This is a genomic window from Thiomicrorhabdus marina, from assembly GCF_017571465.1.
Lineage (GTDB): Bacteria > Pseudomonadota > Gammaproteobacteria > Thiomicrospirales > Thiomicrospiraceae > Thiomicrorhabdus > Thiomicrorhabdus marina.
This window is the reverse complement of sequence record NZ_JAGETV010000008.1, coordinates 15,286-33,121: the sequence shown is the minus strand read 5'-3', so window position 1 is coordinate 33,121 and position 17,836 is coordinate 15,286. Positions and strand designations below refer to the sequence as shown.

Annotated in this window: 19 protein-coding genes; 10 read left to right on the top strand and 9 right to left on the bottom strand. The window is 45.7% G+C overall.

Annotated features, from left to right (window positions below; all coding sequences use genetic code 11):
- Nucleotides 1–55: 55 nt before the first annotated feature.
- A complete protein-coding gene (tpx, locus tag J3998_RS06315) occupies nucleotides 56–553 on the top strand; it encodes a thiol peroxidase (protein WP_208148725.1) in 498 nt (165 codons plus the stop codon).
- A gap of 284 nt (nucleotides 554–837) precedes the next feature.
- Entirely contained in the window at nucleotides 838–1,428 is a 591-nt protein-coding gene (locus J3998_RS06310) for a cytochrome b (RefSeq protein ID WP_208148723.1), read from the top strand.
- 69 nt (nucleotides 1,429–1,497) lie between these two features.
- Here J3998_RS06310 and J3998_RS06305 read toward each other — a convergent pair whose 3' ends face one another.
- From J3998_RS06305 to J3998_RS06290, 4 genes are all read right to left on the bottom strand, one after another.
- Complete coding sequence (locus J3998_RS06305; RefSeq protein ID WP_208148721.1) at nucleotides 1,498–1,875, bottom strand: diacylglycerol kinase; 378 nt, start codon at nucleotides 1,873–1,875, stop codon at nucleotides 1,498–1,500.
- A gap of 23 nt (nucleotides 1,876–1,898) precedes the next feature.
- Nucleotides 1,899–3,707, bottom strand: a complete 1,809-nt coding sequence (gene ggt, locus J3998_RS06300) for a gamma-glutamyltransferase (protein WP_208148719.1) — start codon at nucleotides 3,705–3,707, stop codon at nucleotides 1,899–1,901.
- Nucleotides 3,708–3,890: 183 nt separating this feature from the next.
- Nucleotides 3,891–5,894, bottom strand: coding sequence for a M48 family metallopeptidase (locus J3998_RS06295; RefSeq protein ID WP_208148717.1), 2,004 nt, complete (start codon nucleotides 5,892–5,894; stop codon nucleotides 3,891–3,893).
- Between the two features lie 17 nt (nucleotides 5,895–5,911).
- Nucleotides 5,912–6,505, bottom strand: a complete 594-nt coding sequence (locus J3998_RS06290) for a LemA family protein (RefSeq protein ID WP_208148714.1) — start codon at nucleotides 6,503–6,505, stop codon at nucleotides 5,912–5,914.
- Nucleotides 6,506–6,675: 170 nt separating this feature from the next.
- Between J3998_RS06290 and J3998_RS06285 the strand changes: the two genes are divergently transcribed.
- Both J3998_RS06285 and J3998_RS06280 read left to right on the top strand, forming a co-directional pair.
- Nucleotides 6,676–7,311 carry a lipid-binding SYLF domain-containing protein gene (locus J3998_RS06285; RefSeq protein ID WP_243750627.1) on the top strand — a complete coding sequence of 212 codons (636 nt, stop codon included), beginning with the start codon at nucleotides 6,676–6,678 and terminating at the stop codon, nucleotides 7,309–7,311.
- Nucleotides 7,312–7,319: 8 nt separating this feature from the next.
- A complete protein-coding gene (locus J3998_RS06280; protein ID WP_208148712.1) occupies nucleotides 7,320–7,787 on the top strand; it encodes a hypothetical protein in 468 nt (155 codons plus the stop codon).
- Nucleotides 7,788–7,860: 73 nt separating this feature from the next.
- On the opposite strand, the gene J3998_RS06275 is transcribed toward J3998_RS06280, so the two are convergent.
- Nucleotides 7,861–8,139, bottom strand: a complete 279-nt coding sequence (locus J3998_RS06275) for a peptidylprolyl isomerase (RefSeq protein WP_208148702.1) — start codon at nucleotides 8,137–8,139, stop codon at nucleotides 7,861–7,863.
- 129 nt (nucleotides 8,140–8,268) lie between these two features.
- On the opposite strand from J3998_RS06275, the gene J3998_RS06270 reads away from it, so the two are divergent.
- The 6 genes from J3998_RS06270 (at nucleotide 8,269) to mvaD (ending at nucleotide 14,901) form a co-directional block, all read left to right on the top strand.
- Nucleotides 8,269–9,333, top strand: a complete 1,065-nt coding sequence (locus J3998_RS06270) for a hydroxymethylglutaryl-CoA reductase (protein WP_208148700.1) — start codon at nucleotides 8,269–8,271, stop codon at nucleotides 9,331–9,333.
- 8 nt (nucleotides 9,334–9,341) lie between these two features.
- On the top strand, nucleotides 9,342–10,406 hold the full coding sequence (fni, locus tag J3998_RS06265; protein ID WP_208148698.1) for a type 2 isopentenyl-diphosphate Delta-isomerase: 1,065 nt from the start codon (nucleotides 9,342–9,344) through the stop codon (nucleotides 10,404–10,406).
- 138 nt (nucleotides 10,407–10,544) lie between these two features.
- Nucleotides 10,545–11,723 (top strand): hydroxymethylglutaryl-CoA synthase, encoded by a 1,179-nt coding sequence (locus J3998_RS06260; RefSeq protein WP_208148686.1) that lies wholly within the window; start codon nucleotides 10,545–10,547, stop codon nucleotides 11,721–11,723.
- A 67-nt stretch (nucleotides 11,724–11,790) separates the two neighbouring features.
- The gene (locus J3998_RS06255; RefSeq protein ID WP_208148665.1) at nucleotides 11,791–12,840 is read left to right on the top strand and encodes a mevalonate kinase family protein; all 1,050 of its coding nucleotides are present in this window, start codon (nucleotides 11,791–11,793) and stop codon (nucleotides 12,838–12,840) included.
- Nucleotides 12,841–12,844: 4 nt separating this feature from the next.
- Nucleotides 12,845–13,867 (top strand): mevalonate kinase family protein, encoded by a 1,023-nt coding sequence (locus tag J3998_RS06250; protein WP_208148663.1) that lies wholly within the window; start codon nucleotides 12,845–12,847, stop codon nucleotides 13,865–13,867.
- Entirely contained in the window at nucleotides 13,864–14,901 is a 1,038-nt protein-coding gene (gene mvaD, locus J3998_RS06245) for a diphosphomevalonate decarboxylase (RefSeq protein ID WP_208148662.1), read from the top strand. Before J3998_RS06250 ends, mvaD begins: the two co-directional genes overlap by 4 nt.
- Before the next feature lie 80 nt (nucleotides 14,902–14,981).
- Here mvaD and J3998_RS06240 read toward each other — a convergent pair whose 3' ends face one another.
- The 4 genes from J3998_RS06240 to efp form a co-directional block, all read right to left on the bottom strand.
- Nucleotides 14,982–15,449 carry a ClpXP protease specificity-enhancing factor gene (locus tag J3998_RS06240; protein WP_208148660.1) on the bottom strand — a complete coding sequence of 156 codons (468 nt, stop codon included), beginning with the start codon at nucleotides 15,447–15,449 and terminating at the stop codon, nucleotides 14,982–14,984.
- Nucleotides 15,450–15,453: 4 nt separating this feature from the next.
- Entirely contained in the window at nucleotides 15,454–16,086 is a 633-nt protein-coding gene (locus tag J3998_RS06235) for a glutathione S-transferase N-terminal domain-containing protein (RefSeq protein WP_208148658.1), read from the bottom strand.
- A 162-nt stretch (nucleotides 16,087–16,248) separates the two neighbouring features.
- On the bottom strand, nucleotides 16,249–17,226 hold the full coding sequence (epmA, locus tag J3998_RS06230; RefSeq protein WP_208148656.1) for an EF-P lysine aminoacylase EpmA: 978 nt from the start codon (nucleotides 17,224–17,226) through the stop codon (nucleotides 16,249–16,251).
- 3 nt (nucleotides 17,227–17,229) lie between these two features.
- The gene (gene efp, locus J3998_RS06225) at nucleotides 17,230–17,796 is read right to left on the bottom strand and encodes an elongation factor P (protein WP_208148654.1); all 567 of its coding nucleotides are present in this window, start codon (nucleotides 17,794–17,796) and stop codon (nucleotides 17,230–17,232) included.
- Nucleotides 17,797–17,836 lie beyond the last annotated feature (40 nt).

Sequence of the window (17,836 nt, the reverse complement as noted above, 5' to 3'; positions counted from 1 at the left end):
TGTTTAAGATAAATGGCGCTTTTATCGCAAACGAAATAAATAAGAGGAATGTTGAATGGCAACAATTACACTGGAAGGTAACCCAATCGAAACAGCGGGTACGTTACCAACATCTGGCAAGGCACCGGATTTCACTTTGGTTGGGACAGACATGAGCGAAAAATCACTTGCGGATTTCGCCGGTAAAAACCTTGTTCTGAATATTTTTGTTAGTATCGACACAGGCATCTGTGCGGATTCAACCACTCGTTTCAATGCAGAACTAAATAATCTTGAAAATACCGAAGTGCTTTGTATCTCTAAAGACCTACCTTTTGCGCTAGGGCGTTTCTGTAGTGCAGAAGGTCTGGAACACGTTACACCGCTTTCTGCGTTCCGTTCAGATTTCGGTCAAGCCTACGGTAATGAAATCACTTCTGGCCCAATCCGTGGTTTGCTATCTCGCAGCATTGTGGTGATTAATCCTGAAGGTGAAGTCATCTACAGCGAACAAGTTCCTGAAATCGTTCAAGAACCAAATTTTGATGCCGCACTAGCTGCGCTTAAAGCGTAAACCACCATCAAACTCGACGCCATAATACCTGTTATGGCGTTCTAATCTTCGTTGCACTTCTCAGTTACTGCTCTTCACAAAACTGTCATTTATCAACCTAATGCATCACCAAAGTTTAAAACTCTGCGCATACCATTGCACAAAACCTCGACAGACAGATGTCTATTACCAAGATAAAAGCTCGGTTCCTCACTTTTAAACCACTTTTGCCCGATGTTATTTTTTGTCAGCAAGGTTTCAAATAGTCTTTAACCCTTAATCACAAGCAAATAAAGGATTTGTGGATGAAAGTATTAAATGATAAAAACAGTTTCGGCCTCGTCTCAATCAGTTTGCATTGGTTAATGGCCGTGTTGATTCTTCTCGCTTACATCAGCATAGAAATGCATGATTTTTTTGACAAAGGTACCGATGCGAGAGCGTTCGCAGATTACCTTCATCATGTCGTCGGCTTAAGCATTCTGGCTCTAGTCATAGTGCGCTTGGCATTCAAACTAATGCAAAAATCCCCAACGTATTTAAGCAACGACCCTATGCAGATTAAATTGGCGACTATCATGCATTGGGTGCTATACGGTTTTATGTTTATTATGCCTGTACTTGGTTGGCTGACACTTAGCGCAGAGGGCAAAGAGCTAATTATTCTGGGCGCCCAACTACCGCAGTTGGTGACGGCGAATCATGACCTCGCCGAGATTTTCGAGGAAAGCCATGAAATCATCGGTCAATTTGGTTACTTACTGATCGGTGTACATGCTCTAGCAGGACTTCTACACCACTATCTATTCCAAGACGCAACCTTATTAAGGATGCTTGGTAAAAAAGCCGATCAGCACAATACACCTGATAACAATCCAGAGTTGGTTAAAAACTAAGGTCTGTTGAAGTAAGTAAAACGCGGCTTGATGCCGCGTTTTTTGTGTGCCGTTTGGCTGTAAGAGAACCTACAAACCGCCCATTATTTTAGAGACAATAAATCCGATCCAAACCACCCCGGCAATGAAAAAAGAGAGAAAGACTGCAGCTGAAGCCTGATCTTTCGCCCTACCGGATAACTTGTGATAATCATCACCAATCCGGTCAACGGTCGATTCAATCGCGGTATTTAAAAGCTCGACCAATAAAACAATCATCAAGACCGCAATCAATATTGCACGCTCAAAAGCGCTTTCGCCAATCCAGAATGCAAAAGGGACAAGAAAGATAAATAAAATAACTTCTTGGCGAAAAGCCGCTTCATGCTTCCACGTTGATTTAAAGCCTTTCCAAGAATAACCTGCCGCATGAATAATACGCTTGACCCCTGTATGCGGTGATTTCATCTGATCCCCAATTCTATTTGTATTTAATTTGTACTTTTCGACAAAACTTTTGCGACGCCACGCCCGCGATTATCAGCTGCCGCCTGCCAACCGTCTGGCGAATGCCAAATTAACTGTACATCGCCAAGGTAATTATTGCGTTTCAATTGATAGCCCATTAACGCCAGCTCTTCTTTAACTTCCGCAGCAAGCTCGGGGTGATAGACAATCACATCTTTCGGCAGCAGTTGATGATGCACTCGCGGCGCATTAACTGCCTGCTGCGCGTCCATCTGCTCGCGATACAGATTAATTAAAGTCTGGAAAACCGAGCTGATAATCGTCGAACCGCCCGGAGACCCTAGAACAGTTTGCACCTGATTATCTTGCATCACGATGGTCGGCGACATCGACGACAACATACGTTTTTGCGGCGCAATCTTATTGGCTTCACCACCGACAACACCGAACAGATTAGCGACTCCGGGCTTGGTCGAAAAATCATCCATCTCATTATTCATCAGAAAACCGGCTCCTTCTATGACAACTCCGTTACCAAACGGCATATTTAGAGTGTAAGTATTAGAAACCGCATTACCGTAACGGTCGATAATCGAAAAATGCGTGGTTTCCGGCGATTCAAATTTGCCCGGTTTAATTTTCTCAGTCACGGAAATTTCGCGAAAATTGACCTGATTAGCTCTTTCACGCAGATATTTATCTGCAGTCAATTGTTGAATCGGCACCTGATAAAAATCACTGTCCCCCAAATGTTTGGCACGGTCGGCAAAGACACGCTTAGAAAGCTCGGCATAAAAATGTGCTTGAATCGCCCCCTTATGCACGCCAGCCAATTCGGCATCGGCAATGGCGTCTTTATATTGCGATTCCAACAATTGATACATTTTCAGTAATTGGGCAATAGCAATCCCACCGGAACTTGGCGGCGGAGCGGAGATAACCTGCTGATCGAACCAATCAATTTGAATCGGCTGACGCCATTTAGCTTGATAATTTTGTAAATCTTGTAGGGTAATTAAGCCGCCATTTTGCTGATATTGCTTAGCCAGCAACTGCGCGGTTTTACCTTGATAAAACCCTTGCGCGCCCTGGTTAGCAATGCGCTGTAAAGTTTTCGCTAATTCCGGCTGCACAAAATTCTTACCAACCTGCAACTTGCCGAAATAGGCTTTAAAATTCAGCGGCTGTGTAGATTTATCGGCAATCCAATTTTGATACCAATTAGCGGTCTTAACCAAGGATTCCGGCACAATAAAACCTTTTTCCGCCTTATCGATGGCCGGTTGCAAAAGTTCCTGCCAGCCTAGAGAACCGTATTTTTGATGCGCTTGCCACAGGCCCATCACCGTCCCCGGCACGCCGGACGCCGCATAACCGACCAGCGATTTATAAGGCACCACTTCGCCCTTGTCGTCTAGATATAAATCTTTAAAAGCCGCTTTTGGCGCCGTTTCCCGATAATCCAAAAATGCCGGTTGCTTGGCTTTCCCTTCGCCAAAAGCCAAGGACATAAAACCGCCGCCACCAAGATTACCGGCTTCTGGAAAAGTCACCGCCAACATAAATCCTGACGCCACGGCGGCATCGATCGCATTACCGCCTTTGGCAAAGACCTGTTCAACCACCTCGGCGCTGAATTTATCCGGCATCGCATAAGCACCTTTGAAGACTTGCTGCTGAATCGTTTCGACATTGCCGGCGTTTTGCAATTGGCTCGGCACTGCTTCCAAAATCTGCGCTTGCGCAGTCGTTACCACAAAAGTACTTAATAACAGAGAGCGAATTAACGGTCTACTGAAGGTAGTGCTGAAGAATTTTTTCGATAAAGACATGATATTTTTCTAAGTTAGCTAACGGACAAGGATTCGATAAATTACAAATAAAAGTGAGATTCATTATTCACAAAGCATTGCGCTTTGCAAAATCGGTCAGCAATTAAGCAAACTTATCCACTGAAAGCCAATATCAACCTGTGGATAAGTTGTGATTAAGTGGATAAGTTCATTTTTATCAAACTAGGTATCTAATTGAGCTTGCAGAGAAAATCGCGGTAAAGGCGCTTCCAGACTAAGAGCAATGACTAAAATCAACTCTTCCTCGCTGGCTGCCAAAATGCCATCGCGCTCAACCAAGTCGACCATCACTTGTAACAGTTTGCCTTTCTGTTGCCAGGCCAACCGTTTCAGACGATTTAGCGAACGTTCGACCGATTTTTCATCAAACCCTTCAGCATCCAACATAGGCAAATCCTGTAATTCCAACTGCTGTATGGCGGCTTGATAATCGCGTTCCGGCAAAATACTCTGCGCAACTTCTTGGCATAGATATGAAAACAGGATTTGTAGTTCCGGTTTAAAAGCGGAAAAACGACGAACACGGCCTTCTTGTTGCGGCTTCAATCCTAAATTGGCTGCAAGATAGTTTTCCAATAAACCGATGATTGCCGTTTCAAATAAACTCAGCTGATCGTCAAATTGCGCCACGCCTTGCATCAAGGTTTGTAACGTTTGATATTGCGCTTCGGAGAGTTGTTTTAACGAAGGCATTGCCAATTCAATTAATAGCAGACGATTGATATGCGAGAAACTCTGTAAGCGTTCCAACTGCTGCGCCAATAGCTTATCCAAGCCGTTAATCGTACCGAAAGTGTGCTGTTGCTCGGATGACATCGAATCCAAAAGCTGTTTGACCAAAACCTTACCGCTGTAATTTTCATGTGTGACTTGCAGCTGTTTTGCCATCAGTACAGCCAAGACCATTGCCATTGCATCCAGCGGATTATGCAACGATTCCAAAAGCGCCTGACCATGCATCTGCTGGCGCTGGCTCAACGACTGTCCGGCTTGAAGCACTGGTAACAATACCGCTAAATTCTGTAATTCTTCGACTTGGATACCGGCAATATCGACATTCGCTTGTTCGCTCTGTTCACCGGCTTTACTTTCTTCTTGCGGCAGATGGCTATTCACTTCCTGCAACGCCAAGCCTTTTAGCCCCATGCCGTCCCAATTTGGTTCGATACGGCGAATACGCTCTTCCAGCGTCGGATGGGTCGCATACCAGGAAAACATACGCGCTAAAGCTTGAGCAAAAAACAGATGCGCCACTTCATCAAGGTTGTCTTGCGATAAATAGGACCGGCCTTGCGTATAAGCCAGCACTTTCAAGGCTCCACCGATGGATTCGGGATTACGAGTAAATTGCACCGCGCTAGCATCTGCCAGATATTCACGTTCGCGAGAAATCTTGGCTTGCAGAATACGCGAAAAAATATGCCCAAGCCATCCAACCAAGCGTAACAGTAATCCGATTAGAACTGCTGCACCGCCGTTATTCTTTCGACGACTGGAACTGCGATAACGACGACGGCTGGACGAACTCATAAAACGCCCGACCGAACCAATGAACTCAATGCCGTGCAGCAACACAATCAAACGCAGATTAAGACGCATATCACCATTGAGGATATGACTGAATTCATGCGCCACCACTCCCTGTAGCTGCTCGCGAGTAAGCCTTTCCAGTGCACCACGGGTAATACAAACCACCGCATCGGAGGGATACATGCCGGCAGCAAAAGCGTTAATCGAAGTGTCTTCCGCCATTAGGTACAGTTGCGGCACAGGCATATTGGCCGCAATCGCCATCTCTTGCACCTGATTCAATGCTCGTTTTTGGAGTGGGTTGCGAGTATTCAACGGCACCAAACGCGCCCCGAGTTGCTCGGCTATCACCGCGCCCCCTTTTGAGAGTTCGCGCGACTTTAGCCACGAGTTAATCGCCGCACCGCCAAACACAAAGGCGCTGACACAGGCGAAGATATGCCAGTTCTCCCAAATATAAACTCTACGCAGCAAATAATCCGAACTGATGACCATATGTCCGGTGCTGAACATCGGTATCAGTAACATCAAAACCAAGGAGGCAATCACTGACACCGCAAACAGAATCAGCAGATACCAAAAGACCAACCACCGTGTATTACGGTGCGCTCGGTCTTGGGCTTCAAAAAAATCCATCAGCGAATAGTGCTAGGTTAAAAAGCGACTTTCGGTGCTTGTTGAATCTGCTCTTTATCGGCAAATTCCAGCAGAGCCGCATCGTCGGGATGCCCAAAGCTGGCGGCAAACAGAATTTGCGGGAAGCTTTGACGATATTGGTTATAGAACATCACCGCATCATTAAACGCTTGGCGCGCAAAAGCGATGCGGTTCTCGGTTGACGAAAGCTCTTCATTGAGTTCTATCATGGTCTGATTGGTTTTCAAATCGGGATAGGCTTCCACCAATAGATTGAAACTGCCCATGGCATTCTGCAACTGCGCTTCGGCCTGTTGCAGACTCTTCATTACCGAAGCATCACCCGGATGCGCCGCCGCTTTACTCAAAATAGCATGCGCTTGATTTCGCGCTTCAATCACTTCGGTCAGGGTTTGACGTTCGTGCTGCATCGCCTGCTTGGCGACTTCAATCAGATTCGGAATCAAGTCATAACGGCGTTTGAGTTGCACATCAATTTGCGCAAAGGCATTTTGATAGCGGTTTTTCAGTTTGACCAGCTGGTTATAAATCGCAATCAGATACAACACAATCGCAACCACTACAGCCAGAATAATTAAAAAGGTTGTCATGCTTAGCCCTCCAGAAATTCCGAAACAACTTTTCAGCTTTAAATTTACTCATTTGATAAAGGTTTGTCAGACTTTTTAGAGTAAGTCTTCATACAAATCATGAAAAATTCTCGACAACTTCGTATTAGAATGACCTTGTCATAAATGCATAGCCCGAAAGGAAAGAAAAAATGCTTAAAAAATGGATGTCCGGTGTTGCTCTTGCGGCACTTTGCTCTTTCGCAGTTACCCCTTCAGCCATGGCTTATGAAGATAACAATGCTTCAGCCGATTCTGAATCTCAGCTATTCAAACCGACCACTGACAAAGATTATGCCGAAACCATTCGTGCCTTCCGCAATGCACCGAAATCGGCGGCATTTTTTGACACGGCTTACGGTTATGCAATCTTCCCGATTGTTGGTAAAGCGGGATTTTTCATTGGTGGCGCTTATGGTGAAGGTCGTGTTTACCGTCAAGGCCAATTCACCGGCATGACCAGTTTGACGCAAGCAACAGTCGGCTTTCAATTTGGTGGACAAGCAATCAGCCAGATTGTGTTTTTCCAAGACCAACGCGCTTATGATGAATTCACCAGCGGCAGTTTTGAGTTTGGCGCACAAGCGTCGGCGGTCGTGATTAAAGCCGGCGCTTCGGCAGAGGCATCAACCAAAGGTACTTCAGCCACGGCTAATGCCGGTGACGATTATGTGGCTGCGGAAGGCCAATACTATAAAGGTATGGCCGTATTCTCATTGGTTAAAGCTGGTTTGATGTATGAAGCGGTCATCAGTGGCCAGAAATTTAGCTTTGATCCGGCACGTTAATTTCTACGATGTACCAAACCAAAATCAGTAGCGCTTTCTTTAAAATCTCTTTAGTCGTGATTTTGATTGCGCTCGGCTTAGGCAGTTATTACACCGCTACGGCAACCGATATTGATCCTAATTTGGTCGATGTCGGCATTCCGCTTATGGCGGTATTGGCCGCGGTGGTCGGTTTTATCTTTGGACAGCAGTTTCAGCAACCGGGTTGGAAATATCAACTCAAGGTAGATGAAAACGGCATCGCGTGGCGAACTGACTTTTCCGACGGTAACTGTGAACAGGTCACTCTGACTTATAATGAAGTTGAGAAAATATCTGAAAGCATTGATGCTAACCGCACCGTTTGGCTATACGTATTTGCTAATGGCGACCGCTATCAAGTTCCGCGTAAACAACTAAACAGTCTACGATTTATCCAAGCGGTTCAGCACTATGCGCCGCAGATTGAGATAGAGAAACACTTTATTGTGAAATAAGTTGCCTTCTCCAGATACGAAAAAGCCGCAATGTAAAAACTGCGGCTTTCTTGTTCAGAGACTTTCGTTCGGATTAAGAACGAGAAGTCACTTCCAGTAGGTGGTAACCAAACTGAGTTTTTACCGGCCCTTCTACAGAACCCACTTCAGCGCTGAATACAACCTTATCAAATTCAGGAACCATCATTCCAGGGCCGAACTGACCTAAATCACCGCCGTTAGCACCAGAAGGACATTGTGAGTTCGCTTTCGCTACGTCTGCAAAATCTGCTCCGTCTAAAATTTGTTGTTTAAGTTGATTACACTGTTCTTCGGTTGAAACCAGAATGTGACGAGCTGTTGCTAGAGCCATGCGCTTTTCCTTTGTATTTTCATCAGCTTAATTGCTTGCTTGTAATGTATAGGCAAATCGAAAAGTTTCAAGGCTGAGCAAGCGAAAAACTTTCACCTAAGTGCAAAGCCAGCTTTTATAATACGCTCTATGAAAAATGAGACTCCAAACCCTACCCAAGCGTTCGCCTCCATTCCAATGCAGGCGGTTGGCCCATTCAAACTGATCGGCGATGTTGAAGTCGATGATTTAATGGTGCCGATGGCAACCTACGAAACGCCACTGTGGCCTTCAGTAGCGCGTGGTGCGCGTGTTGCTAAACATTCCGGCGGCATCCGTGTCAGCTTGATTGATGAGCGCATGACTCGTTCGATTTTATTGCAAGCACCAAATGCCGGTGTCGCAGCCAAGCATCTTGCCAGTATTCAAGCGCGTCACGATGAAATTCAAGCGGTGGTCAGCCAAACCAGTCGTTTTGCCAAATTGATTGATACTCACCACCAAGTAGTCGGTAATCTGATTTATTTGCGTTTGGAATTCCATACCGGCGATGCATCCGGTCACAATATGGCAACCAATGCCGCTGACAAAATCATTCCATGGATTCTGTCCGAATATGACGATTTGCAATATGTCTCGATTTCCGCCAACTACTGCACCGACAAAAAAGTCTCGGCAGTAAACGGTATTCTTGGGCGCGGTAAATATGTGGTCTGTGAATGCACTATCCCAGAAAAATTCTGTAAACGCTTCCTGAAAACCACCCCGCAAGCGCTGGTCGATTTGCATATCAAAAAAGATTTAATCGGTTCAATTGTTTCCGGTGGTCTGCGTACTGCCAATGCGCACGTTGCCAATATGTTGCTTGGTTTCTACCTTGCCACCGGTCAGGATGCCGCCAATATTGTTGAAGGCTCGCAAGCCATTAACCATGCGGAAGTCACTCCGGAAGGTGACTTGTATTTCTCGACCACCCTGCCAAACTTGATTGTCGGCAGTGTCGGTAACGGTAAAGGTCTGGATTTTGTTTTGGAAAACCTTGAACTGCTAGGTTGCACCAACCCAGATGTTGAACCGGGCGCCAACTCGCGCCGCTTAGCCTGCATTGCCGCGGCGACCGCTTTCTGTGGCGAGTTATCTTTGCTGGCAGCACAAACTAATCCGGGCGAGTTGATGCAAGCACACATCAAACTTGAACGTAGCCATAAAAGTTAAGACAACTTATGAAGTCTAGCAAGCAAGATCAGCGGCAGATTACGCAACGAAAGCAGGATCACATTCAAGCCATTTTGCATGATCCGAAGATTGAACGTAAAAGCGATTTCGACCAGATTCGCTTAATGCATCGTGCTCTGCCGGAAATCGATTTTGCCAAAATCGACAGCTCCAGTGAATTTCTCGGCAAGAAACTTTCTTTTCCGTTTTTAATCTCTTCAATGACCGGTGGCGCGGCCGATAATTTGGCGAATATCAATCGCCGCCTTGCTGAAGCCGCCGAAGAATGCCAAGTGGCTATGGCGGTCGGTTCACAAAGAACCATGATTAATAATCCTGCTGCCGAACCCAGTTTCAAACTGCGTCAATATGCTCCGAATGTGCCATTGATTGCCAATATTGGTGCCGTACAACTGAATTATGGTTTCGGTGTTGAGCAAGTGCAACGGGCTATCGACACTTTACAAGCCGATGCAATTTATCTGCATCTCAATCCGCTGCAAGAGATTATCCAGCCGGAAGGCGATAGCAACTTTGCTCGGTTAGCAGAAAAAATCGCCGATTTGAAAAATCGCCTAGAAGTTCCCATTATCCTCAAAGAAGTGGGTTCGGGATTAAGCCCTGCCGATATTCGTTTAGGACTGGAAGCCGGCGTTGAATGGTTTGATCTAGCGGGTCAAGGCGGTACCTCTTGGAGCCGCATCGAAGCGCATCGTTCAGACAATGATCTTGGCATCACTTTGCAGGATTGGGGCTTGAGCACCACTGAAAGTTTAATGTTGGCACAACAATTTATCCCACAAGCCAATTTAATTGCCAGCGGTGGCATTCGCTCCGGGGTGGATATGGTCAAAGCATTAATTTTAGGTGCTAAACTGGTCGGAAGTGCAGCACCTTTACTGCAACCTGCGATGCAGTCAACTGAAGATTGCATACAAAAAATTCAACAATTTAAACAAGAGTTTCAAGCCGTGCAATTTCTGCTGGCTATTGAAAATTTAGATGATTTACACTTTAATAGCGACCTTATCTTGCAGTCCCCTTGGCACTCTTTTGAGCGTCATTGCCGGTAGCTAGATACAGTTTTTGATAAAAAACTTACATTTGTCGAAAAACAACAACAAGAAATAGGACAAAAAAACCGCTATAATTCTGCGTTTCTCTGGCGACGGTCAAAGAAAAATTGAGAACATTAATTTGATTTGGACATTATGAAAGTTGGTATTGATTTAATCCATTTTGCAACATCGGACTATTTTTTGGGCATGGATACCTTTGCTCAAGAAAAAGGCATTGATGTGAATAAATACTATGTCGGTATTGGCCAAGAAAAAATGTCCATTGCACCTCCGGACGAAGACATTGTCTCGCTCGCAGCGAAAGCGGTAGAGCCGATCCTTCAAGCAATCGACCGCAATGAAATTACCGCCGTATTGTTCGCCACCGAAACCGGTATCGATCAATCCAAGTCAGCGGGAGTATTTCTGCACAAACTATTAAATCTGCCAAGCCGCTGCCGCATGATTGAGCTGAAACATGCTTGTTATGCAGGTGCAGCAGGTTTGCAGATGGCGACTGCGATGGTCAAAGCAAATACCAAAGAGAAAATTCTGGTTATTGCTGCCGACATTGCTAAATACGATCAAAACTCTTCAGGTGAAGCAACCCAAGGTTGCGGTGCGGTCGGCATGTTGATTACCGAAAATCCTCGCATTCTTGAAATTGAAGCCGGCTCCGGTTATTTCACCGATGATGTCATGGATTTCTGGCGCCCGAATCACCGAAACACGGCTTTGGTAGATGGAAAATATTCAACTAAAGTGTATCTAAACAGTTTGAAACAGACTTGGGATCACTTCACCGAGCAGACAGGTCGCGTTTTCGACGATATCGATTATTTCTGCTACCACATTCCATTTACCAAAATGGCAGAAAAGGCACATCAAACCTTAATGCGTAAAGTCGGTAGCAAGTTAGAAAAAGCTCATGCTGACGCGAAGACATTGCCAAGCCAAATCTATAACCGCATTGTCGGTAATAGCTACAGTGCCTCACTATTTGTCGGCTTTATCTCATTATTAGATAATGTTAAAGATCAACTCGACAATAAACGAGTCAGCTTCTTTAGCTACGGTTCAGGCTGTGTCGCAGAATTCTTTACCGGCGTAATTCAACCCGGCTATGAAAAAGTCTTGATGACCGAAAGCCATCAACAGCAAATTGATGAACGTGAAGAGCTGGATTATCAGACCTATGTACAGTTCTATTATCAAACCGATTACGCGCAACCTAACTTAACTCTCGAGCATTTCAATAAAGGCGCCTTCCGTTTCTCAGGTATCGAAGATGACAAGCGTCAGTACAGCAAACAGGCGACCAACGCAGAGTAGCCTTTTTCACCGAGTTGCTCATACAGCTGCTGTTATTTGTACCGTAGAATAGGCAAAAGTTTCCAATATGAGCACTCTCAAATCGGCCAGTTGCCAAGTTCCGAGCAAACTTATTCTATGCGGTGAGCATTCAGTTTTATTCGGGACGCCGGCGCTCAGTATGGCAATTAATCTACCGACCACCTGCGACATTCAATTTACCCCGTTAGATCACACCAATAACAGCGAATTCTTTATTGAGCTGCCGGACTTGCGCATCTCATGTCGTTACAGCTATGAACAATGGCAGCAAGAGTTAATAAGTATTGAAGCGCGGTTCGAAGCTTTTAATAACCCGGCAGATGTAAACAAAACCGCAATACTGACTCATCCTGCGCAATTGATTTTGCTATGCATGGCGCGCATTAGCCGTTATCAAACGCTTGCCTCAGGGCAATGGCATATTCGCGTCACCTCGGAAAACTGGCTAGGGCGCGGCATGGGCAGTTCGGCGGCCGTTATCTTGGCAACGCTTAAAGCCGCTGCAAAAATTCTCCCCCTGCATTTAAAACCGGAACAGCTGCTAAAACAGGCTACCGAAATCGAAAGCTATCAACATGGTCGTTCCAGCGGTCTTGACCCAGCGACTTTATTGGCAAAAACCGTAATTGAATTTTCCATCCCCGGACACATCCATCCACTCGGTTTAAATACCCTGCCACTGTCGGCTTGGTTAATCGATACCGGTAAGCCGAAGACCTCGACTGGCGCTTGTGTCAGCCATGTTCGAGATAATTTTGGCGCCGACAAAAAACGGTGGCAAAACTTTGCCGAAGTGGTTAAACAAATTAAGCACGCTTGGCAAGCGCATTCTACTGAACAGTTTGTCGACGGAATTAGACGAAATCAAGAACTACTCAATCAAATCGGCGTGGTGCCGAAAAACGTGCAACAATTCATAAAGCAATTAAATCAATTGGAATTAAATGCCTGTGCAAAAGTCTGTGGTGCCGGTGCAGTCGCTGGCGATTCTGCTGGCGTGGTCATCTATTTCGGCACGAAAGCACCAAACGACTTGTGTGACCGGATGGGCTATAAGTTTCAGCCTCTGACACTTTATAAATCGAGCGGTGAGTAGACTAATGCAAAACTTTATATCCAAAGCCCCTGCTAATACCATGCTGCTCGGCGAGCATAGCGTAGTGTATGGACATCCTGCTTTAGCCTGCGCACTAGACCAGTGGATTAGCATAGAATGGCAAGCGCGTGAAGATGATTCGATTGTCATTATTTCCGATTTAGCACAATATAGTGCCAACTTGCATGACTTAGGATGCCATCCAAAACTGCAATTTATTTGTTTAGCATTTGCTCGTTTTCAGAATGCCCTTTTAGAAAAAGGCTTTGGTTGGGATCTTCGAGTTAACAGTGAATTTTCTTCGACTATCGGTTTAGGCAGCTCTGCTGCGGTATTGGCCGCAACCCTGTTCGGTTTAAACCATATCACTGGCAATAAGCTTTCCAAATACGAACTCTGGGATATTGGTAAGGAAATTATTGTCGAAATCCAAGGCAGAGGCTCTGCAACGGATTTAGCCGCTAGCTTGTTTGGCGGCGTAGTGTATTTTCAACCACCATGCGACAACAAGCCTCTCAAAATAGAATCCTTGTCGGTCAATATGGATATATTGCTGATTTACAGCGGTTATAAAACCCCTACTGGCGAAGTACTCGCACGCGTCGCTGAAGAGTGGCAAGACAGACCAAATGCCTTACATAAACTGTATCAAAGCATGGGCGACATCACTCAAAACGCCCGCAATGCGCTAATTGAAAATAACCTACCGATTTTTTACCGTAGCTTCGACCAATACCAAAACCTATTGGAACAGCTCGGCGTCAGCGACATCACTTTGGACTTCTTAGTTTCACAACTGCGCGCCTGCCCGTTAGTCTGGGCCAGCAAAATTTCCGGTTCTGGTTTGGGCGACTGTGTACTGGCAATCGGCGAAGTCTATAGCAAACACCGACCAAATCACTATCTCAAGCCGTTACTGGAAAACTGTTCGGACCCAGAAGCCATTTCCAATTATCTACAAGTACAACTACCGATTAGCCCAGTCGGTAGTCATATCGTCACGCAAACAACCAATACTGAATCATGAACAACGACCGACAAAGACAAACCCAATTTATCCAACAACTTTTACAAGCCAGTAAAAACCCACAGCCGTTAACGCCAAATAGTCCTCAAGGGCTGGGGTCAGCACCGGTGAACATCGCACTGAGCAAATACTGGGGAAAACGCGACAAAGTACTTAATTTGCCGATTAACGGCAGTGTTTCCATTAGCTTGCCAGGACTCGGCACAGAAACCGTTCTAAAACCGCTACAAACAGGGCAGGACAAGATTGTTTTGAATGGCGAACAACTTGGCGCGGATGTTACCTTTGCCAAGCGTTTAAGCCTGTTTCTGGACTATTTCCGCAGTGACGCTTGCCCTGCTTTTACCGTGGAAACGGTGAATAGCGTACCGACTGCCGCTGGCTTGGCTTCTTCAGCATCAGGCTATGCCGCTTTGGTTCTAGCACTGGATGACCTATTCGGATGGCAGTTGCCGAAAACCGACTTATCCTTGCTAGCACGTTTCGGTAGCGGTAGTGCCAGCCGTTCCTTATTTGATGGCTTTGCACTATGGCATCGTGGTGAACAAGAAGACGGCATGGACAGTTTTGCTGAAGCGCTCGACAGTCACTGGCCGGAATTTTGCATCGGTCTAGTGAAAGTCGATACCAAAGAGAAAGCGGTCGGTTCAACCGTCGGCATGCAGCAAACAGTGGAAACCTGTGATCTGTATAAAAGTTGGCCAGAGCAAGCGGAACGCAATTTACAAACCATTAGCCAAGCGATTATCGAACAGAATTTCGGCACACTAGGCAAAACCGCCGAACACAATGCCTTAAGCATGCACGCCACCATGATCGCTACTTGGCCGCCAATTGTCTATTGGCAGCCGGAATCCGTCGCAGCTATGCAAATTGTCTGGCAGTTGCGCGAACAGGGAACCGAAGTTTATTTCACCATGGACGCTGGCCCAAATTTGAAATTGATTATGCAAGCCAAAGACCAAGACAAAGTGCGAAATGCCTTTGCCGAGCATGGAACACAAGTGGATTTTATCCTGCCCTTTGCCGAATAAATTGAAAGTGTTCAGGCAATAAAAAACCCGAAACTTAATCGCTAAGTTTCGGGTTTTCGTTTTAAAAGAGAGTGTTAACCCTATTTAACAACCGAAAGTGTCGGACGTTTTTTTGCGGTTTTACTCCCCTTCTTGACTGTCGATGCTGAAGCCGGTTTTTTAGCTGATTTCTGGTCATCCACCGCTTTCAGCGTTGATTGGCTCTCTGCTTGTTCATCAACTTCGGCACCTTCCGGATAAGGCTCCGGCGGAAAAGGCATACCTTGCCCGTTTTCTCGCGCGAATACGGCTAGCACCGCTTCTGGCGGGAAATACAAACCTTGCTCTTCACCTTGAAAACGCGCCGAGAAACTAATCTCCTCATTGCCTATTTCCAAACCAACCACTGCGGTCGGGCTGGCATTTAAGACAATCATGCCTTCTTGAACATACTGAGTCGGCACAACAACCCCTGGATAATTCGCATCGACTTGCAGATGCGGCGTCCAACCATTATCGACCACCCAGTCGTAAATCGCGCGAATTAAATAAGGACGATTAGAAATCATCAACTTAGTCTCGCATATCCAATTCGTCGTCAGACAGGCTTTCCGCGAACATCTCACGCTCTAACACTTTTTCCGCGTAATCGATAATTGGTTTAGCACTCTTCGGCAAGTCGATACCTAAGAATGGCAAACGCCATAACAACACCGACATTGAAATATCAACCAACGAGTAATCGTCACTCATAAAGAAATCTTTGTGCGAGAAGGCAGGAATCATTTGGATCAGGCGCTCTTGCAAGTCACGACGCGCTGTTTTCACTTCCGCTTCGTCTTCCGAATAAGTAATGGTTTCAACCAATGGATACCACTCGGTTTCGATTTGGCGTAGCATTTGGCGAGCACGCGCTTTAGAAATCGGATCAACTGACATTAATGGCGGATGCGGAAAACGCTCGTCAAGATACTCGATGATGACCTGAGGATCATAAAGCACAAGATCACGGTCTACCAAAGTCGGTAAGGTACCGTAAGGATTCAACTCAACCAAGTCTTCAGGCAGGTTATCAATTTCAACTTCGATAACATCCATCGGAATATCTTTTTCTTTAGCAACTAGACGCACACGATGGCAGCTTGGGCTTTTTGAATCAGAAAACAATACCATTTGCGAACGCTTGGTTACTGGTACATCACTCATTATCTACTCCTTATTCCAATTCAATTTACCTGATTATTCAATTTTACAGGCAAGGTATGGGGGTTGAGCCTATGGCAAATCTTCGAGCATAAAGCGCTAGACGCGCCCGCTAAATATTAGCGACGGCAAATCAGGATATTATACAACACCTTGTCAAGCCCCTTAGCAAGCTTCTGTTGAAAAACAAACCACTTGCGCGATGTCTTTAACGCCTAAAGATAGCATCAATAGACGGTCTACACCCAGAGCAACACCACTACATTCAGGTAAAGGTTTCGCTTTTAGGGTACTTAACAAATTTTCATCCAGAGGAACTTGCGGCAAACCGTACTCTAGCCTATGCGCAAGACTCTCTTCGAAACGCTGCCGATAAGAATCGGCATCTGCCAACTCGTTATAACCGTTCGCCAATTCCATCGCATCGACAAATACTTCAAAACGTTTCGCAATCCAAGGATTAGCATCATCGATTTTCGCCAACGCTGCATCACGCGCCGGAAAGTCATGGATAACCGTAATCTCGCATTGCCCAAGTTGCGGTTCGATGACTTCAGTCAAAATAAGCTGTTCCCAAAGAACCTTGTCGTCTTTATCAACCCCGACAATTTCAGGCACATTATGTCGATTCAGGCAATCGATACATTCTTGCGCCGAAGCTTGGAAAATATCGGCAATACCGGCAAATTGCTGAAAGGCTTGCTGATAGCTCAATTTTTGTATTTGACGTTGCTCTGGCAAAACGGAATTGACCAGTTCACAGACTTCGTCAATGAGCTGCGGCAAGGAAAAGCCAAGACGATACCATTCCAACATGGTGAATTCGATCTGATGGCGAGGACTAATATCGCCATCACGAAACACTTTTCCGAGATAAAAAATATCCCCGGAACCTTCACACAATAGTCGCTTCATCGGGTATTCAGGAGAAGTATGCCAAAAATAGTTTTGCTTATTCGCTTGCCCAGGAATTTGCAGCTCACTGCTGAGGGAACGCAAATGTAAATCCGGCGTCGCCCCCTGTGACAACATCGGCGTATCCACTTCTAAAACATCGCGAGCATAAAAAAACGCCCGCAGTTGTTGCAGAAACTGCGAGCGTTGTTTCAGCTGTTGACGACGGTTAATAATCGTCTGCTGCATCGATTATTTCGCGCGAGAAACGTATTCACCTTTTTCGGTGTTTACAATAACTTTCTCGCCGATTTGCACAAATAGCGGAACCTGAACGACTGCACCGGTTGTTAGCGTCGCCGGCTTACCACCTGTTCCGGCTGTATCGCCTTTTAGACCCGGGTCGGTTTCAACGATTTCCAAAGTAACTTGCTTTGGCGGTGTTACCGAAATAGGATCGCCGTTGAATAGGGTTACTACGCACATATCTTGTTCAACTAACCATTTCGCAACGTCAGCAACCGCAGCCTCTGCCGCTTGGAACTGTTCAAAAGATTCTGCGTCCATAAAGTGCCAGAACTCGCCGTCGTTATATAGATACTGCAATTCAGTATCCATAACATCAGCCGCTTCAACTTTTTCACCAGACTTAAAGGTTTTTTCCAAAACACGACCTGTCATCAAGTTACGGTATTTAACACGATTGAACGCTTGTCCTTTCCCAGGTTGCACGATGGTGTTGTCAACAATGGTACAAGGCTGTCCGTCCATTAAGAACTTAAGACCATTTTTAAATTCGTTAGTGCTTACCGTTGCCATAATTTTTTAATCCATTTTTCAATAAAAAGTTGCCGCGCAT

What these genes read in the sequence shown, in the direction of transcription:
- J3998_RS06305 (WP_208148721.1), bottom strand. Translation starts at nt 1,875, where the DNA reads ATGAAATCACCGCATACAGGGGTCAAGCGTATTATTCATGCGGCAGGT.
- J3998_RS06255 (WP_208148665.1), top strand. Translation starts at nt 11,791, where the DNA reads ATGAGCACTCTCAAATCGGCCAGTTGCCAAGTTCCGAGCAAACTTATT.
- J3998_RS06275 (WP_208148702.1), bottom strand. Translation starts at nt 8,139, where the DNA reads ATGGCTCTAGCAACAGCTCGTCACATTCTGGTTTCAACCGAAGAACAG.
- J3998_RS06260 (WP_208148686.1), top strand. Translation starts at nt 10,545, where the DNA reads ATGAAAGTTGGTATTGATTTAATCCATTTTGCAACATCGGACTATTTT.
- J3998_RS06295 (WP_208148717.1), bottom strand. Translation starts at nt 5,894, where the DNA reads ATGGATTTTTTTGAAGCCCAAGACCGAGCGCACCGTAATACACGGTGG.
- J3998_RS06290 (WP_208148714.1), bottom strand. Translation starts at nt 6,505, where the DNA reads ATGACAACCTTTTTAATTATTCTGGCTGTAGTGGTTGCGATTGTGTTG.
- tpx (WP_208148725.1), top strand. Translation starts at nt 56, where the DNA reads ATGGCAACAATTACACTGGAAGGTAACCCAATCGAAACAGCGGGTACG.
- fni (WP_208148698.1), top strand. Translation starts at nt 9,342, where the DNA reads ATGAAGTCTAGCAAGCAAGATCAGCGGCAGATTACGCAACGAAAGCAG.
- epmA (WP_208148656.1), bottom strand. Translation starts at nt 17,226, where the DNA reads ATGCAGCAGACGATTATTAACCGTCGTCAACAGCTGAAACAACGCTCG.
- J3998_RS06280 (WP_208148712.1), top strand. Translation starts at nt 7,320, where the DNA reads ATGTACCAAACCAAAATCAGTAGCGCTTTCTTTAAAATCTCTTTAGTC.
- J3998_RS06310 (WP_208148723.1), top strand. Translation starts at nt 838, where the DNA reads ATGAAAGTATTAAATGATAAAAACAGTTTCGGCCTCGTCTCAATCAGT.
- mvaD (WP_208148662.1), top strand. Translation starts at nt 13,864, where the DNA reads ATGAACAACGACCGACAAAGACAAACCCAATTTATCCAACAACTTTTA.
- efp (WP_208148654.1), bottom strand. Translation starts at nt 17,796, where the DNA reads ATGGCAACGGTAAGCACTAACGAATTTAAAAATGGTCTTAAGTTCTTA.
- J3998_RS06285 (WP_243750627.1), top strand. Translation starts at nt 6,676, where the DNA reads ATGCTTAAAAAATGGATGTCCGGTGTTGCTCTTGCGGCACTTTGCTCT.
- J3998_RS06250 (WP_208148663.1), top strand. Translation starts at nt 12,845, where the DNA reads ATGCAAAACTTTATATCCAAAGCCCCTGCTAATACCATGCTGCTCGGC.
- J3998_RS06240 (WP_208148660.1), bottom strand. Translation starts at nt 15,449, where the DNA reads ATGATTTCTAATCGTCCTTATTTAATTCGCGCGATTTACGACTGGGTG.
- J3998_RS06235 (WP_208148658.1), bottom strand. Translation starts at nt 16,086, where the DNA reads ATGAGTGATGTACCAGTAACCAAGCGTTCGCAAATGGTATTGTTTTCT.
- ggt (WP_208148719.1), bottom strand. Translation starts at nt 3,707, where the DNA reads ATGTCTTTATCGAAAAAATTCTTCAGCACTACCTTCAGTAGACCGTTA.
- J3998_RS06270 (WP_208148700.1), top strand. Translation starts at nt 8,269, where the DNA reads ATGAAAAATGAGACTCCAAACCCTACCCAAGCGTTCGCCTCCATTCCA.